Raw genomic sequence first — 16,618 nt, forward strand, 5'->3', positions numbered from 1 at the left:
GTCGACTGACCCACCTCATTCGCGAGCAAGCCCGCTCCCACAGGAGGTCTGCTGTGTGCGCCGATGATCAACAGTAGGAGCGAGGCTTGCCCGCGAAGGCGGTGTGTCAGGCACATGATGTGTGGACTGACACACCGCCTTCGCGGGCAAGCCTCGCTCCTACATTTTGATTTTTGGTGTTTGCTGGAATGCAAAAGCCCCCGCGGCCTTAGGCTCGCGGGGGCTTTTTTGTGGCGCCTGGGATCAGCAGGTGCAGCACATCAGCGGCATGCCGTTGCAGCTCATCATCATCGGCATGCTGCAATCGTTCATCATTTTCATCATCAGGGTGCAGCAATTTTTCATCATGTCCATGTTCATGCCGGCCATCGGCATGATTTTGCAGGTCATGCAGTCGGCCATCACGGTGCATTCCATCACGCACTTCATCGATGGCATCGGCATGCCCATCATCGGCATCGGCATCATCATGTTCATCATCGGCATGGCCATGGCCGCCGGGGACATGCACATCATGCTCATGTTGCCGCAATGCATCATCATCGGCATGCCGCAGTTCATCATCATCTGCATCATTTCAGCGCTGTTCTTGAACATCGCCATGTCCATGCCCGCAGCCGGCATCATCTTGCACATCATGCCGTCGTCCATCATGTCGCACGTCATGGTCGCCATCATCATCGGCATGCCCATCATCGGCATCATTGGCATGTTGGCGTTCATCGGCATTTGCATCTGCATGGCGTTCATCATGGTGTTGTTCCCCGAAGGATTGAATAGTTGGACGAAGCTGATGGGGAGGATTCTAAGGATTGGCCGACAGGCAACAAGATGGCGATCAAACAGCCGGAATGAATGCTCAAGCGACTTTAAATGGGCGGGCGGAACCAGATTATCCGTTGCTGCAACACTTCAGCTTTGATTGCAGATATACCGCCAACGGCAGCGTGTTTCTCCCGGCTATAGATATGCGATACAAGCCTATATAAATAACCGAAAGAAATAATTGATCTAACGCTGCCGCGTATTTTTACTGGCTGGAAAACACCTGGGCATCGGTGAACTTTTCCACGTCGACCCGATGGGGAAAGATCTTCTTCTCGACGAATAAATCATCGACCTGCTGCAACGCCTGAACGTCCCGCGCCTCGATCGGCAACAACGACTCATCACCCCAACTGCGCAATCGTTGCGAGACTTCCAGCGACACATCGTTGGTCTTGGCAAACACCCTCGCGTACTCGTCGGGGTTTTGCCGGGCCCATTCAAAAGCCTTGGCGAACCGCTGCAACACATCGCTGAGGGCCTGGCGCTTGAGCGGGTCGGTGAGCACTTCATCGGAGGCGGTGATAAAGGTCAGGCCGGTGTTGATCCCTTCGCCGCTGATCAACACCCGGGCGCCCTGCTGTTCGGCGAACGCCTGGTAGATGCCGAACGTGGCCCAGGCTTCGATCTTGCCGGCATTGAACGCCGCAAGGGCATCGGTGGGCAGGACAAAACCGACGTTGACGTCCTTCTCATCGACCCCGGCGCTGGCCAGGGCGCGAATCAACAGGTACTGGGAAATGCTGCCCCGGACCGACGACACCACCACGTTGCGACCTTTCAGATCGGCGACGCTGTGGATCGGCGAGTCGTGCGGAACCAGAATCGCGATCCCCCGGGATTGACTGCGCCGTACCGCGACGATGCGCAACGGTGTGCCACCGGTGGCCGCCGCGAGCACCGGCGTATCCCCCGCCGGCCCCAGGTCCACAGCCCCGGCGCGCAGGGCTTCGAACAGCGGCGCGGCGCCCTGGAAGTTCGCCCACTGGACCTTGTACGGGATGCCCTCCAGGGCGTTGGCGGCTTCGACCACGGTACGCAGGCCCTTGGCTTGATCGCCGAGGATCAGGGTGACGCTGGACAAGTCCGTCTGGGCTTTTTGCTCGACCGCATCGCCGCAACCGCCCAGCAACAACGCCGCACCGCAGAGCAACGCCATCGCCGATTTCCCTAGACCTCGATCAAGCATGGGCAAACCGCCGGATCGCAGTCTGACGCTCAACCACCGCAGCGGTTTCCACTTCGACGCCCAACAGGCTCAGGAGCCGTGCGCGAATCGCCTGGAACCCGTCCTGCCCGGTGTCGCGGCTGCGGGGCAAGTCGATGGTCAGTTGCTCGGCAATCTTGCCGTTGGCCAGCACGATCACCCGGTCGGCCAGCAGGATCGCTTCGTCTACATCGTGGGTCACCAGCAGCACCGCCGGCGTGTGTTTGCGCCACAACTCGATGATCAGCCGATGCATCTTGATCCGGGTCAGGGCATCGAGGGCGGCGAAGGGTTCGTCGAGCAGCAACAACTTGGGTTCGCGCACCAGGCCACGGGCCAGTGCCACTCGCTGCGCTTCACCGCCGGACAGGGTCGCCGGGTAAGCTTCCAGGCGATGGGCCAGCCCGACTTCGGTCAGGGCCTGTACGGCGCGGGCCTTGGCGTCGGGGATGTGCAGGCCGAGGATCACGTTTTTCCAGGCGCGTTTCCACGGCATCAAGCGCGGCTCCTGGAACACCGCCGCCCGCGCCTTGGGCACGCGCAACTGGCCGCTGTCGATGCTGTCGAGCCCGGCCAGGCTACGCAACAAGGTGGTTTTGCCGGAACCGCTGGCCCCAAGCAGCGCCACGAATTCGCCCGGGGCGATGTCCAGGTCCAGGCCATCGATGACCCGTTGCTGACCGAACTGGCGCACCACGTTGCGCAGTTGCACCGGTGCTTCTGATTGCAGGTTTTTCGCCGCGAGAGTCGACATGTCAGTTCCTCACAAAAGATGGGCGCCAGGCCAGGGCAAAACGCTCCAGCGTGCGGATCAGACCGTCGATCAACAGGCCGAGGACGCTGTAGATCAGCAGGCAGATAACGATCACGTCGGTGCGCATGAAGTCCCGGGCGTCACTGGCCAGGAAGCCGATGCCGGCGGTGGTGTTGATCTGCTCGACAAACACCAGGGCCAGCCAGGAAATCCCCAGGGAATAACGCAGGCCGACAAAGAACGAAGGCAGGGAGCCCGGCAGGATCACATGCCAGATCAACTCACGACGATTCAGGCCCAGGGTGTTGGCGGCCTCGATCAATTTGGGGTCAATATTGCGAATGCCGGAGAACAGGTTCAGGTACACCGGGAAGGTTGTGCCGGTGACGATCAGTGCAATCTTGGTGAACTCGCCAATGCCGAACCAGAGAATGAACAGCGGCACCAGCGCCAGAGAAGGAATGGTGCGCAGCATCTGCATGGGCGAATCGAGGATCACCTCGCCGCGCTTCGACAGGCCGGTGATCAGCGCCGCGACAACGCCAACGCTGACGCCGATGCTCAGGCCCAGCAGTGCGCGCTGCAGGGAAACCAATAGATGTTTGCCCAACTCGCCGGAGATGATCATCGCCCACAGCGTGCCGCCAATCTGCGAGGGCGCGGCGATGACCCGCTGCGGGATCAGGCCGAACTGCGACGCCAGTTCCCATAACAGCAGCAGCGCGATAGGGCTGAGCAGGCGTAGCAAGACTTCGGGGGTGCGCCAGTTGCGCAACCAATTGGGCAACAGCCTTGAGGCATCCGGGCGGTCAACAGCCTTATCGACAGAAAACGAGCTGCTGGCGCTCTGGGTATCGAAGGTCTTTTCGGTCATCAGGCTTCCTTCCTATCAAGAACATGGCTTCGGATTCATGCTATTCGCATAAAAAACCTCAGTGAAATTCTTTTTGGGAATAACCTAATATGATTAAAAATCAGATAGGACATCATCCAGATAAATTATTTGCATAATTAAAGCCTTGAGCCCGCGCCCCTTGCGGCGTCGGCTTCTGACGCCGCTTAAAATGCGGATTACTGATATCTGCATTTTCATATGATTCATTAAGTTAATAATTAACTTAGAACAAAACGGCATTTCACAGCATCACCCTCCTGCGCCTACTTTCGACACCACGGACCGACCCCCTGCCCGGTGGAGGCTTGAATCACGCCTATCCAAAGACAAGGAACTCAGCATGAGCATCGAATTTATCGGCTACATCGGCGGCCACCATGCCTCGGAGATTCACCCGCGCAGCGGTCCGGTGTTGCAGCCCGATTATGTGGAGACCGTCGCCCGCGCCCATGACGAAGCCGGGTTCGACCGCGCCCTGGTGGCGTTCCACTCCAACAGCCCGGACAGCACGCTGATTGCCTCCCACGCCGCCAGCGTGACGAAAAACCTGAAGTTCCTGATTGCCCACCGACCCGGCTTCGCCGCGCCCACCCTCGCCGCCCGCCAGTTCAACACCCTCGACGTGTTCAATGGCGGCCGCACCGCCGTGCATATCATCACCGGCGGCGACGACCGCGAACTGCGCGCCGATGGCAGTCACATCGGCAAGGACGAACGTTACGCCCGCACCGACGAATACCTCGACGTACTGCGCCAGGAATGGACCAGCGAGAAACCCTTCGACTATCAGGGCAAGTACTACCAGGTCGAGGGCGCGCACTCGTCGGTGAAGTCGCCGCAACAGCCGCACATTCCCCTTTATTTCGGCGGCTCATCGGCAGCGGCCATCGCGGTGGCGGGCAAGCATGCGGACGTGTATGCGCTGTGGGGTGAGACCTACGATCAGGTACGCGAAGTGGTGAACCAGGTGCGCGCCGAAGCGGCCAAGCATGGGCGCAGCATTCGCTTCAGCCTGTCGTTGCGCCCGATTCTGGCGGACACCGAAGCGCAAGCCTGGGAGCGTGCCGAACAGATCCTGCAACAAGCCACGGCCCTGGCGCAGCAGAATGGCTTTGTGCGGCGCGAACCACCGAACGAAGGTTCGCGACGCCTGCTGGCGGCAGCGGCTCAAGGCTCGCGACTGGACAAGCGCCTGTGGACCGGGATTGCAGGCCTGCTCGGCGCGCAAGGCAATTCGACCTCGCTGGTCGGCACGCCGGAACAAGTGGCCGAGGCGCTGCTCGATTACTACGACCTGGGCATCACCACGTTCCTGATTCGCGGCTTCGATCCGCTTAACGACGCCATCGACTATGGCAAGCGTTTGATCCCACTGACCCGGCAACTGGTGGCCGAGCGGGAGCGGCAGGCGGCGGAAAAAGTGGCCTGATTACAGCGCACACGACAAAGGGGCTTACCTTGCGGCAAGCCCCTAGGCCGTAACGCGATCCGTAGCAGCTGGCGAAGCCTGCGTCCGGCGGCGAAGCCGTCGTGAAATCAGGCGACGCGGTGTTTCAGGTAGATCCCGGGCGCAGGATTTACGACGGCTTCGCCGCCGGACGCAGCCTCGCAGGCTCGGCAGCTGCTACAACATTCAAGCCGGATTTTTCACACTTGGCCGCTCACTGACCTTGGCATTCCACGCCACCAGCGCCGTGCATTCCTCGGGGATCGCAATCTGCGCAAACCCGGCGAAGATCAACCCCGCCCACACGGTGATATCCGCCATCGAGAATTGGTCCCCCGCCACGTAAGGCTGGGTTTTCAGCACCTCGTCAAAATACTTCATGCCGTTGATGGCCTTATCGCGGTGCATCTACCCCCACACCGCACGGTCGCTCCACTCGGGCTTCTTATAGGGTTTGAGTTGCGCGCCGAGACCATCGGTGGCGTGGTGGAAATAGATGCCGATGGCGTCGATCAATTGGTCGTCGGCGCGTTTTTGCATCATGTGAATCAGCCCTTTCTCTTTCGCCGTGGTGCCGGTGAGCGTCGGGTTGCCTTCCAGATTGTCGAGGTATTCGGTGATGGCGGTGCATTCAGACAGGTAAGTGCCGTCGTCCAGCTGCAAAACCGGCACCGTACCAGTCGGGTTGATCGCCAGGAACGCGCTCTGCTTGTGCTCGGCGGCGGGCAGATCGACTTTGATGAACTCGATTTGGGAGGCAAGAGCCTTCTCGGCGATGACCACACGAATGCGTAACGGGCTAGGGAAACCGGGGATGTCGTAGATCTTCACGTGAACTCCGTTGCTATCTATCTATCGGGAGGTAGACAATGCGGGCAACGATCGATTCGGTCAACAGATATCTACCAGTAGATAGGCAAATAGATTATGACGGTAACAGATACCAAACAGACCATCCTCGACGCCGCTCGCCGCGTCGTGCAGGCTCGGGGCTACAACGCGTTGAGTTTTCGCGAACTGGCCAAGGAAGTGGGAATCAAGAGCGCCAGCATCCACTACCACTTCCCCACCAAGGGCGATCTGGGCGCAGCGCTGGCCAAGCGTTACACCGACGACACGGCGGGCTATCTGGAGCAATTGCTAACGCAATCCCAGGACCCCACCGCGATGATGGACGCCTACACCGCGGCTTTCCGTGCAGCATTGGAAAACGACAATCGCATGTGCCTGTGCGGGATTCTCGCCGCCGAGCACCACGATCTTCCAGCCGAAGTCCGGGTTGAAGTGGACGGGTTCACCGACGCGAATGTGCGGTGGCTGGGCAAGGTGCTGGCGCTGAAACAACCGGACGCTTTGCTCGATGATCTGGAACGGCAAGCGCTGTCGGTATTTGCCGCCATTCAGGGTGCGCAACTGGTGTCCCGTGGGCGCAACGACATCGCGGTTTATGACCAAATGATCGAATCCTACCGAGCGGCGGGCTTGATTCCCTGAGGGCGGAATCTGCTACTGTCTTGGCACTTTTTATCGATGACGATCAACGCCCATGACTAATCCAACGCCTGATCCTCAAGCCGTCTGCGCCCCGATCACCAAAAGCGCGATTTTCATCGTCGCCACTGTGGCGCCCGGCAGCGATGCCGCGGAAAAAGTCCGAGGCTGGTGCGGCGACATCGCCGCCCTCACCCGCTCCGTCGGCAAACGTGTGCCGACCGGTTACCTGTCCTGCGTCTGCGGCTTTGGCTCCAGTGCCTGGGACACGCTGTTCGGCGGCCCGCGCCCGGCGTCGCTGCATGCCTTTCGCGAATTCGGCGATGAAGGCCGCCGAGCGCCTGCAACGCCGGGGGACATCCTGCTGCACATCCGTGCTGACCAGATGGACCTGTGTTTCGAGCTGGCCACCCAGTTGCTCTCGGCCCTGGGTGATGCGGTGGCGGTGGTCGATGAGGTCCAGGGTTTCCGCTATTTCGACATGCGCAGCATCATCGGTTTTGTCGACGGCACGGAGAATCCGGATGATCGGCACATGGCCAGATTCACGATCATTGGTGATGAAGATCCGGCGTTTGCTGCCGGCAGCTATGTGTTGGTGCAGAAGTATTTGCACAAGATGGACGCGTGGAACGGGCTGTCGGTCGAGGCCCAGGAGCGGGTGATTGGCCGCACGAAACTGTCCGATATCGAACTCGATGATGCGGTGAAGCCGACCAACTCCCACAGCGCCCTGACCACCATCACCCAGGACGGTCAGGAAGTGAAAATCCTGCGTGACAACATGCCGTTCGGCCGGCCTGGCGCGGGCGAATTTGGCACCTACTTCATCGGCTATGCCCGCTCGCCGAAACCGATTGAGCTGATGCTGGAGAACATGTTTGTCGGCAGGCCCGCCGGCAACTACGACCGCTTGCTGGACTTCAGCACGGCGGTCACCGGTGGGTTGTTCTTCGTGCCTTCGGCGGATTTGCTGGAAGAACTCGCTGACCGCGCGCCTTAATCAAGTCATGACACAAATCCTGTGGGAGCGAGCTTGCTCGCGATGGCGGTGGAACAGTCAACACAGATGTTGAATGTTATGCCCTCATCGCGAGCAAGCTCGCTCCCACAGGGTTTTAATGTGAACCCAGGTTTTGCATCAATCCTTGTAAGCGGTATCACTGCGTTCCAATTGCCGAATAAGCGCATTCCAGTGCCGCGCCACGCCCGGCCCAGTTCCACTCTTGAATGCCTCCGCCTGCTGCTCGACCTTGGCCACCACTTCGGCTGGCGGGAAGATCAGCTCGGCGTTGCCACCCGCCTGAGCGGCAATCTGGATATTGCACGCCCGCTCAAGGCCATGCAGTTGCTGGAACGCGTGTTCAACGCTGACACCGGCGGTCAGCAGACCGTGGTTGCGCAGGATCAACACACTCTTGTCCCCCAGATCCGCCACCAACCGCTCCCGCTCGTCCAGGTCCAGGGCGATGCCTTCGTAACCGTGGTAAGCCACGCGCCCGGAGAAACCGATGGAATGCTGGGAAATCGGCAGCAGCCCATCACGCTGGGCGGAGACCGCGATGCCGTCTCGAGTGTGGGTGTGCAGCACCGCTTGCAGGTCGGGACGCGCACCGTGGATGGCGCTGTGGATCACGTAGCCGGCGTAGTTGATGCCAAGGCCGGTGGGGTCGTCGACGATGGTGCCGTCAAGGTCGACCTTGACCAGGTTGGAGGCGCTGATTTCATCGAACAACAGCCCGAAGGCGTTGATCAGGAAATGCTCCTCCGGCCCCGGCACCCGCGCCGAGAAGTGGGTGTAGATGTGGTCGGTCCACTTGAACAACGCCGCCAACCGGTAGGCCGCAGCCAGTTTGACCCGGACTTCCCATTCTTCGGGGCTGACGCGCTGGCGGACATTTTTCGAGACGCTGGTTAGCGGGCTGACGCTGCTCATGGCAAAACTTCCTGGATGGCCTTAACAAGTGCAGTCAGCCTAGGGGAAGCGAAAAAATAAGAAAAAGCACATTTTAATCTAAGCTAATTATCATTTTTTTTTATGTCTTGAGCCGAGCATCATGCCGCGCTCTTGATCTTCTGCAACGACCCGGCGACCAGTTTGCCAAAGGCATCCACCGGCCCTTGCAGGTTGCCGAGGAAGTGCGGGTAGATCAGCCACAGGTCCATCACTGGTTTGAAGTCCTTGAGCGGAACCACCGCCAACTGCTCGAAATGTGCACTGCGTTCCAGCAACGGACGCGGCACCAGTCCCAGACCGAGGCCGTCGGCGACCAGGCCCAATTGCAATTCGGTGCCGAAGGTTTCCAGGTTGACCCGCAACGCCAGGCCCTGATCCGACAAGGTGCGCTGCAAACCGGCGCGGAAACCACAACCGTCGGGGTTGAGAATCCAGCCGCTCTGGTAAACGTCAGCCAGTTTGCACGGGCGCTTGGGCACCTGGTCTTTGGCGCACACCACCACCAGTTCCATCTTGCCGATGGACTCGCCGACGATGTTGTCCGGGAAAATCTTGCCTGCCGGGAACAGCGCGGCTGCCGCATCCAGTTCGCCGCGTTCGATCTTGCCTACCAATTGACTGCCCCACCCCGTCGCCACCTGGGCGCGCAATTCCGGATATTCGACGCGCAAATGCTTGAGGGCATCGAGCAGTACCACATCGCCAATGGTTTGCGGCACGCCCAGGCGCAGCAGGCCGGTGGGAGGTGCGTCGGTGGCCACCAGTTCCCGCAACGCGTCCATTTCCCGAAGGATCAAACGGCACTGTTCATAGACCCGGGTTCCGATCAAAGTAGGCTTGAGCGGCTTGGTATTGCGGTCGAACAATTCCACGCCCAGGGCTTGCTCAAAGTTCTGCACGCGCCGCGTTATGGCGGGCTGGGTCAGTTGCAAGGACTCGGCCGCGTGGCTGATGGACTGGCAACGAATCACTTCGACGAAGGCATCGATATCATCAATTTTCATTTGGCCCGCACATAGAGAACAGTCAATAAGATGTCTGAAAAGCATAGTTCTATTGATGAAATCTGGATAGCCCGAAGCTTCAGGCGTCCAGATCGATAACGATTAACGCTATTCAATCGAGTTCTAAATTCCCTTCAGCTATAAGCTAATCATTTAAAAATTGCATATTAAGCCAAATCATTATGCTTAGATAACCCACATCAACCTTCGAAACCAACGATGGAATCGCCATGACCCAGGCCCGACACCCGGAGAGACTCAGAGCATTCATAGGCGCCCTGGCGGAATTGATCGACAGCAACCCCCGCGAGGGTGACCTGCTGCATCGCGGCGGCAAGCTGCTCGGCCAATTGGTCAGCCATGACGACTGGCTGCCGCAAGACTTCGCCCGCCCCGACCCCGAGCGTTATCAGCAATTCCTGCTGCATGCCGATTCCCGGCAGCGCTTCAGTGTGGTCAGTTTTGTCTGGGGCCCGGGGCAGCGCACGCCGATCCACGATCATCGGGTCTGGGGCCTGATCGGCATGTTGCGCGGCGCGGAATATTCCCAGGGGTTCGCCCGCCACACCGATGGCACGCTGGTGCCCGAGGGCAACCGGATTCAACTGCAGCCCGGCCAGGTCGAGGCCGTGTCGCCGAAGATTGGCGACATTCATCAAGTCAGCAACGCCTTTGACGACCAGGTGTCGATCAGCATCCATGTCTACGGCGCCAACATCGGTGCCGTGCGCCGTGCGGTGTATCAGCCTGACGGCAGCGAGAAACTGTTTATCTCCGGTTATTCCAACGCCTTTCTCCCCAACATTTGGGATCTGTCCAAAGAGAGCCAAGCCTTATGAGCAACGTACTGACCCGCACCTTCGCCGACATTCGAAAGGCCCTGCTGAACAAGGAAGAACTGGCCCTGGTGGATGTGCGCGAAGAAGCGCCGTTCGCCGAGGCGCATCCGTTGTTCGCGGCCAATATTCCCCTGTCGAAACTGGAACTGGAGGTGTACTCGCGGATTCCACGGCTCGACACCCCCGTGACCGTCTACGACAACGGCGAAGGTCTGGCACAGATTGCCGCCCAGCGCTTGCAGGGTTTGGGTTATGTGAACGTTGCCCTGCTGGAAGGTGGTCTCGACGGTTGGCGCCGGGCCGGTGGCGAGCTGTTTATCGACGTCAACGTGCCGAGCAAGGCCTTTGGCGAATTGGTGGAGAGCCAGCGCCATACGCCGTCCCTGGCGGCGGAAGAAGTGCAGGCGCTGCTCGACAGCGAGGCCGACGTGGTGGTGCTCGACGCCCGGCGTTTCGATGAATACCAGACCATGAGCATCCCCACCGGGATCAGCGTGCCGGGGGCGGAGTTGGTACTGCGCGCCAGGGAACTGGCACCGGACCCGGCGACGCGAATCATCGTCAACTGCGCCGGCCGCACCCGCAGCATCATCGGCACCCAGTCGTTGATCAACTCGGGGATTCCCAACCCGGTTTCAGCCCTGCGCAACGGCACCATTGGCTGGACCCTCGCCGGTCAACAACTGCAACACGGCCAGTCGCGCCGGTTTGCCCCGACCAGCGAAGAGCATCGGCACATCGCCGCCCAGGACGCCCGTCGGGTCGCCGACAAAGCCTTGGTCGGTCGCGCCACCCTGGCTGATCTCCAGCGCTGGCAGCAGGAGTCGACGCGCAGCACTTACCTATTCGATGTGCGCACCCCGGAAGAATTTGAAGCAGGGCACCTGCCCGGCGCCCGCTCCACACCCGGCGGTCAACTGGTGCAGGAAACCGATCACTTCGCCAGCGTGCGCGGTGCGCGCCTGGTGCTGGTGGATGACGATGGCGTTCGGGCCAATATGTCGGCGTCCTGGTTGTCGCAACTGGGTTGGCAAGTGAATGTGCTGGATGACGTGCAGCCGGCACATTTCAGCGAGAAAGGTGCGTGGCAGGCGCCAGTTCCGGCACCGCAACAGGCTGAGGAAATCAGCCCCGAAACCCTGGCCGAATGGCTGACCCACGGCGACAGCGTGGTGCTGGATTTCACCAGCAGCGCCAACTACGTCAAACGCCACATCCCCGGTGCCTGGTGGACGCTGCGCGGGCAATTAAGCGAAGCGTTGCAAAAAGTCCCCGTTGCGCAACGCTACGTGCTGACCTGCGGCAGCAGCCAATTGGCGCGGCTGGCCGTCGCCGAAGTCGAAGCCCTGACCGGCAAACCGGTGTTCCTGCTCAAGGGCGGCACGGCCAGTTGGGTCGCCGCGCAACTGCCGCTGGAGGATGGCGAAATACATCTCGCCTCGCCGCGCATCGACCGCTACCGCCGCCCGTACGAAGGCACCGATAGCCCGCGCGAAGCCATGCAAGCGTATCTGGATTGGGAATATGGCCTGGTCGCGCAACTGGCCCGCGACGCCACCCACGGCTTCTTCGTGATCTAACCACCGTCGTAGCAGCTGCCGAGCAACGCGAGGCTGCGTTCGGCGGCGAAGCCGTCGCAAACCCTGTGCACGCGGTTTACCTGAAACAGCGCGTCGCTTGATTTCACGACGGCTGCGCCGCCGAACGCTGCCTCGCGTTGCTCGACAGCTGCTACAAAACCCGCCACACACAACATGCACCCCACATCCGACCCCTCTCCAGGCGGAGGCTGAACCCACAACCGAGAGGAGTTCCACCATGTCCGCAGTCTTGCACCGCACCGACCCACAGCCGCAACCGACCTTGCACGTCATCCGCCTGGAACCGACCATCGGCGCCGAAATCACCGGGATTGACTTGAGCCAGCCGCTGACACCCGCGCTGCGCGATGAACTGCGCCAGTTGCTGCTGGAACACAAAGTGATTTTCTTCCGCGATCAGGTCATCAGCACCGAACAGCAGATCGCCTTCGCCCGTGAGTTCGGTGAGCTCTACGTTCACCCGACCACCCAGCAAAACGACCCGACGCAACCCCAAGCGCACCTGATTCAAGCCCAGGACGAACGCAAACTCTACGGTCCAAGGATCAGCGGTCGTTGGCACACCGACACCAGTTGGCTGTTGCGCCCGACCCTCGGCGCGATACTGCGCGCAGTGGATTTGCCACCGGTGGGCGGCGACACCTTGTGGGCCGACACCGGCGCGGTGTATCGCGCCTTGCCCGATGACCTGCGCGAAGAAATCGACGACCTGCATGTGGTCCATGACTTCAAGAAAGCCCTGGACAAGGTTGGCTACGATTACCCGATTCTCGCTCATCCGTTGGTGCGCACCCACCCGGAAACCGGTGAGGACGGCTTGTTCATCAACTTCTCGCAGAACCCTTCGGTCATCGGCTGGACGCCGGAGAAGAGCAAGCAACTGATCGATCGCCTGCTGCTGGAATTCAACAAGCCCGAACACCAAGTGCGCTTCAAATGGCGTGAAAACTCGGTGGCGTTCTGGGACAACCGCTCGACCCTGCATTACCCGGTCTACAACTACGGTGATTATCCACGCCGCATGGAACGGGTCCTGATCGCTTATGACGACATTCCACATCGGGTAAAACGCGCCAACGCGGCCTGACTCCACCCCCAAGAAAAGACCTGGCAACCCCAATGCCGATCAATTAGCCGCCCCACTCCCTGTAGCAGCTGCCGAGGCACGAGGCTGCGTTCGGCGGCGAAGCCGTCGTCAAACCAGAGCACGCGGACTTCCTGAACACCGCATCGCCTGATTTCACGACGGCTTCGCCGCCGAACGCAGCCTCGTACCTCGGCAGCTGCTACAAACCAGTTTGGCTGGCGATTTTTAACTGATCGGTATTTTTGCCTGTGCGTGCAATCTTTCAGGAATTCGCGTCATGACCTCATCCAGCACCCGAGTGAAATACGATTATTACGCCGCCGCAGCCTTAAGCCTGTTGACTGCAAGCCTCCAGGTCCACGCCGAAAGCAGCGAGCCGGACAAGACCCTGAGCACGGTGGTGGTGACCGGCAACCGCGGTAATCAGCCGCGCACCATCACCGACAGCCCCTCGCCCATCGATGTGATCAGCGCCGAGCAATTGCAGGCCAGCGGCAAGGTCGGCCTCAAGGAATTGCTCGCTCGCCTGCTGCCCTCCTTCAACCTGCCGGCGATCAATGGCGGCGGAACGTCCTGGTCGGTGCGCGGCGTGACCATGCGCGGTTTGTCCGGGGATCAGGTGCTGGTACTGGTCAACGGCAAACGCCGACACAACACTGCGCTGATCAACAACCTGGCGCGGATCGGCACGGCCGCGGTGCCGGTCAACCTCGACCTGATTCCGGTCTCGGCCATCGACCACATCGAAGTGCTGCGCGACGGCGCCTCGGCGCAATATGGCTCCGACGCCATCGCCGGGGTGATCAATATCATCCTCAAGGAAAACGACAGCGGCGGCAGCGCCGAAACCTCATTCGGGCGTTACGGCAGTGGCGATGGCGACACCGTGCACCAGACCGTCAACTACGGTTTGGCGCTGCCCAACGACGGCTTCGCCAACCTGGCCCTGGACAGCAAGGAACAGGAACCCTTCGACCGCACCGGCAGCGCCACGGGCAATCTGTATTCATCACCCGGTTTCCCCGACAGCCGCGACCAGACCGTCAATCGCCACGGCTGGAACCCCAGCTATGGACTGGGCCGGGAGAAGGTCACCAACGCCAGTTACAACCTGGAACTGCCGATCCACGATGACTTGAGGTTCTATTCCTTTTCCACCGCCAGCTACATGGAAACCACCAAAGTCACCGGCAACTATCGACCCAACGACATCACCTCCCTGGCCGGCGACCCGGACACGCCCTACCCCGACGGCGTACACGCCCAGCGGCGCAACCGCACCATCGACTTCCAGTTCGCCGGCGGCTTCAAGGGCGAGGTCGGCGGCTGGAACTATGACGCCAGTTCGACCTGGGGCGAGGACGATTCGACCCTCAATGCCAACAACACCCTAAACCCGTCCCTGGGGCCAACCAGCCCAACTTCGTTCAACCTGGCGTCGCAGATTTTCGATCAATGGACCAACAACCTCGACTTCAGTCGCGGCTTCGACATCGGTCTGAAAAACCCGCTGCAAACCTCGTTCGGTTTTGAATACCGCTGGGAGAAATACCAGATCGAGCCCGGTGACTATGCGTCCTATACGCCGGGTGATTATGTGATCCCCAGTGGCCCTTTTGCCGGTCGCACACCGCTACCCGGCCTGGCCTCCTACAACGGCACCAGCCCCGCCGATGCCGGGGAAATCAGCCGCAGCAACGTCGCCAGTTACGTCGACCTGGGGCTGGACGTGACCGATAAATGGTACGTCGGCACCGCCGCGCGCTACGAGCACTACACCCAGGACATCGGCAGCACCTGGAGCGGCAAGTTCTCGACCCGCTACAAAATCACCGACGCCTTCGCCCTGCGCGGCACGGTCAACAACGGCTTCCGCGCACCGTCCCTGGCACAGACCATTTATGCCTCGTCCACCTTCACTTCCGGCGGCGTGGTCAATGGCGAGCAGGTCTCGGTGCCGGTCAAGGTGTTGCCGGTGGACACGCCTGAGGCCCAGGCTCTGGGCGCGGAAAAGCTCAAGCCGGAAAAGTCCCTGAACTACAGCCTCGGTTTCACTTACGACCCCACGGCAAACTATCGACTGACCACCGACCTGTATCAGATCGGCATTCGCGACCGCATCGTGTCCACCAGCCTGTTGGGCGGTCCGGCGGTGTCGCAGATCCTTGCCGCTAACGGTTTGTCGCCGGGCTTGTTCGCCCAGTACTACACCAACGCCGTCGACACCCGCACTCGGGGCATCGACATCGTCAACGAGTACCGCCAGCAACTGGACGAGTACGGCCAGGTACGCTGGAGCGCGGCCTATAACTGGAACCAGACCAAGATCGAAAAACTCCAGGACAACCCGGCCAAACTCACCAGCCTGGGCTCGAATTACCAGTTGTTCGACCGCCGTTTGCAGAAGGACCTGACCGTCGCCACGCCGCAATCGAAGCTGATCCTGGCCGCCAACTGGAAAGTCACCGACTACAACTTGAACCTGGCGCTGACCCGCTTCGGCAGCTACACCGAGGGCGACAACAACCCGGTGAACGACCGCAAATTCAGCGCCAAATGGATCACCGACCTCGACGCGGCCTACGACCTGACCAAGCACCTGACTGTGGCCCTGGGCGCGAACAACCTGTTCAACGTGTACCCGGACAAAAACGGCATCAAGGACTGGGCCGGCGGCTACAAATACGGGCAGTTTTCGCCGTTTGGATTTGGCGGGGCGTATTACTACACGCGGTTGGCTTACAACTTCTGATGGCCGACCTGTAGGAGCGAGGCTTGCCCGCGAAAGCGGTTTCCCATTCAACATGGATGGTGGCTGACACACCGCCTTCGCGAGCAAGCCCGCTCCCACAAGGGACCTTCGGTGGGCACAAAATCTGCGCTCTACGATGATCAACTGTGGGAGCGGGCTTGCTCGCGAAAGCGGTTTCCCTTTCAACATGGATAGTGGCTGACCCGACGCCTTCGCGAGCAAGCTCGCTCCCACAAGGGACCTTCGGTGGGCACAAAATCTGCGCCCTACGATGATCAACTGTGGGAGCGGGCTTGCTCGCGAAAGCGGTTTCCCTTTCAACATGGATAGTGGCTGACCCGACGCCTTCGCGAGCAGGCTCGCTCCCACAGGGGACCTTCGGTGGTCACAAAATCTGCGCCCTACGATGATCAACTGTGGGAGCGGGCTTGCTCGCGAAAGCGGTTTCCCTTTCAACATGGATAGTGACTGACCCGACGCCTTCGCGAGCAGGCTCGCTCCCACAGGGGACCTTCGGTGGGCACAAAATCTGCGCTCTACGATGATCCACTGTGGGAGCGGGCTTGCTCGCGAAAGCGGTTTCCCTTTCAACATGGATAGTGGCTGACACACTGCCTTCGCGAGCAAGCCCGCTCCCAAAAGGGACTTTCGGTGGGCACAAAATCTGCGCCCTACGATGATCCACTGTGGGAGCGAGCCTGCTCGCGAAAGCGGTTTCACCTTCAACATGGATGGTGGCTGACACACTGCCTTCGCGAG

Annotated in this window: 13 protein-coding genes and 1 pseudogene; 7 read left to right on the forward strand and 7 right to left on the reverse strand. The window is 60.4% G+C overall.

Translation table 11 applies throughout. The features are described from left to right. Positions 1-243: 243 nt before the first annotated feature. The 4 genes from BK665_RS26735 to BK665_RS26750 all read right to left on the reverse strand — a co-directional run bounded on the left by BK665_RS26735 (position 244) and on the right by BK665_RS26750 (position 3,660). Positions 244-753, reverse strand: a complete 510-nt coding sequence (locus BK665_RS26735; RefSeq protein WP_185076658.1) for a hypothetical protein — start codon at positions 751-753, stop codon at positions 244-246. Positions 754-1,030: 277 nt separating this feature from the next. Continuing rightward, a complete protein-coding gene (locus BK665_RS26740) occupies positions 1,031-1,984 on the reverse strand; it encodes an ABC transporter substrate-binding protein (RefSeq protein WP_259699662.1) in 954 nt (317 codons plus the stop codon). Positions 1,985-2,006: 22 nt separating this feature from the next. Then, positions 2,007-2,786: an ABC transporter ATP-binding protein gene (locus BK665_RS26745; protein WP_123409538.1), complete on the reverse strand. Its 780-nt coding sequence runs from the start codon at positions 2,784-2,786 to the stop codon at positions 2,007-2,009. Position 2,787: 1 nt separating this feature from the next. Beyond that, complete coding sequence (locus BK665_RS26750) at positions 2,788-3,660, reverse strand: ABC transporter permease (RefSeq protein WP_123409539.1); 873 nt, start codon at positions 3,658-3,660, stop codon at positions 2,788-2,790. Between the two features lie 361 nt (positions 3,661-4,021). On the opposite strand from BK665_RS26750, the gene BK665_RS26755 reads away from it, so the two are divergent. Then, positions 4,022-5,110 carry an LLM class flavin-dependent oxidoreductase gene (locus BK665_RS26755; RefSeq protein ID WP_123409540.1) on the forward strand — a complete coding sequence of 363 codons (1,089 nt, stop codon included), beginning with the start codon at positions 4,022-4,024 and terminating at the stop codon, positions 5,108-5,110. A 204-nt stretch (positions 5,111-5,314) separates the two neighbouring features. Here BK665_RS26755 and BK665_RS26760 read toward each other — a convergent pair. Continuing rightward, positions 5,315-5,959, reverse strand: a pseudogene (locus tag BK665_RS26760) (glutathione S-transferase). 96 nt (positions 5,960-6,055) lie between these two features. On the opposite strand from BK665_RS26760, the gene BK665_RS26765 reads away from it, so the two are divergent. Together BK665_RS26765 and BK665_RS26770 are read left to right on the forward strand one after the other, a co-directional pair. Further along, positions 6,056-6,622 carry a TetR/AcrR family transcriptional regulator gene (locus BK665_RS26765; protein WP_123409541.1) on the forward strand — a complete coding sequence of 189 codons (567 nt, stop codon included), beginning with the start codon at positions 6,056-6,058 and terminating at the stop codon, positions 6,620-6,622. 52 nt (positions 6,623-6,674) lie between these two features. Continuing rightward, positions 6,675-7,622: a Dyp-type peroxidase gene (locus tag BK665_RS26770; protein ID WP_123409542.1), complete on the forward strand. Its 948-nt coding sequence runs from the start codon at positions 6,675-6,677 to the stop codon at positions 7,620-7,622. A gap of 138 nt (positions 7,623-7,760) precedes the next feature. Here the strand turns inward: BK665_RS26770 and BK665_RS26775 are convergent, their stop codons facing one another. Together BK665_RS26775 and BK665_RS26780 are read right to left on the reverse strand one after the other, a co-directional pair. Next, entirely contained in the window at positions 7,761-8,555 is a 795-nt protein-coding gene (locus BK665_RS26775) for a class II aldolase/adducin family protein (protein ID WP_123409543.1), read from the reverse strand. Positions 8,556-8,674: 119 nt separating this feature from the next. Next, complete coding sequence (locus BK665_RS26780; RefSeq protein WP_123409544.1) at positions 8,675-9,580, reverse strand: LysR family transcriptional regulator; 906 nt, start codon at positions 9,578-9,580, stop codon at positions 8,675-8,677. 230 nt (positions 9,581-9,810) lie between these two features. Between BK665_RS26780 and BK665_RS26785 the strand changes: the two genes are divergently transcribed. From BK665_RS26785 to BK665_RS26805, 4 genes are all read left to right on the forward strand, one after another. Next, positions 9,811-10,419 carry a cysteine dioxygenase family protein gene (locus BK665_RS26785; RefSeq protein WP_123409545.1) on the forward strand — a complete coding sequence of 203 codons (609 nt, stop codon included), beginning with the start codon at positions 9,811-9,813 and terminating at the stop codon, positions 10,417-10,419. Continuing rightward, positions 10,416-11,999, forward strand: a complete 1,584-nt coding sequence (locus BK665_RS26790; protein ID WP_123409546.1) for a rhodanese-related sulfurtransferase — start codon at positions 10,416-10,418, stop codon at positions 11,997-11,999. Before BK665_RS26785 ends, BK665_RS26790 begins: the two co-directional genes overlap by 4 nt. Before the next feature lie 238 nt (positions 12,000-12,237). Next, entirely contained in the window at positions 12,238-13,107 is an 870-nt protein-coding gene (locus BK665_RS26800) for a TauD/TfdA dioxygenase family protein (RefSeq protein ID WP_123409548.1), read from the forward strand. 277 nt (positions 13,108-13,384) lie between these two features. After that, positions 13,385-15,859 (forward strand): TonB-dependent receptor plug domain-containing protein, encoded by a 2,475-nt coding sequence (locus BK665_RS26805; protein ID WP_123409549.1) that lies wholly within the window; start codon positions 13,385-13,387, stop codon positions 15,857-15,859. The last annotated feature ends 759 nt before the right edge of the window (positions 15,860-16,618 follow it).

Origin of the sequence: Pseudomonas frederiksbergensis (assembly GCF_003732665.1) — a bacterium.
GTDB classification, from domain to species: domain Bacteria; phylum Pseudomonadota; class Gammaproteobacteria; order Pseudomonadales; family Pseudomonadaceae; genus Aquipseudomonas; species Aquipseudomonas frederiksbergensis_G.

Coding starts and splice junctions, on each gene's coding strand:
- BK665_RS26770 (WP_123409542.1), top strand. CDS start 6,675: ATGACTAATCCAACGCCTGATCCTCAAGCCGTCTGCGCCCCGATCACC.
- BK665_RS26735 (WP_185076658.1), bottom strand. CDS start 753: ATGATGAACGCCATGCAGATGCAAATGCCGATGAACGCCAACATGCCA.
- BK665_RS26755 (WP_123409540.1), top strand. CDS start 4,022: ATGAGCATCGAATTTATCGGCTACATCGGCGGCCACCATGCCTCGGAG.
- BK665_RS26750 (WP_123409539.1), bottom strand. CDS start 3,660: ATGACCGAAAAGACCTTCGATACCCAGAGCGCCAGCAGCTCGTTTTCT.
- BK665_RS26805 (WP_123409549.1), top strand. CDS start 13,385: ATGACCTCATCCAGCACCCGAGTGAAATACGATTATTACGCCGCCGCA.
- BK665_RS26775 (WP_123409543.1), bottom strand. CDS start 8,555: ATGAGCAGCGTCAGCCCGCTAACCAGCGTCTCGAAAAATGTCCGCCAG.
- BK665_RS26785 (WP_123409545.1), top strand. CDS start 9,811: ATGACCCAGGCCCGACACCCGGAGAGACTCAGAGCATTCATAGGCGCC.
- BK665_RS26745 (WP_123409538.1), bottom strand. CDS start 2,786: ATGTCGACTCTCGCGGCGAAAAACCTGCAATCAGAAGCACCGGTGCAA.
- BK665_RS26765 (WP_123409541.1), top strand. CDS start 6,056: ATGACGGTAACAGATACCAAACAGACCATCCTCGACGCCGCTCGCCGC.
- BK665_RS26780 (WP_123409544.1), bottom strand. CDS start 9,580: ATGAAAATTGATGATATCGATGCCTTCGTCGAAGTGATTCGTTGCCAG.
- BK665_RS26740 (WP_259699662.1), bottom strand. CDS start 1,984: ATGGCGTTGCTCTGCGGTGCGGCGTTGTTGCTGGGCGGTTGCGGCGAT.
- BK665_RS26790 (WP_123409546.1), top strand. CDS start 10,416: ATGAGCAACGTACTGACCCGCACCTTCGCCGACATTCGAAAGGCCCTG.
- BK665_RS26800 (WP_123409548.1), top strand. CDS start 12,238: ATGTCCGCAGTCTTGCACCGCACCGACCCACAGCCGCAACCGACCTTG.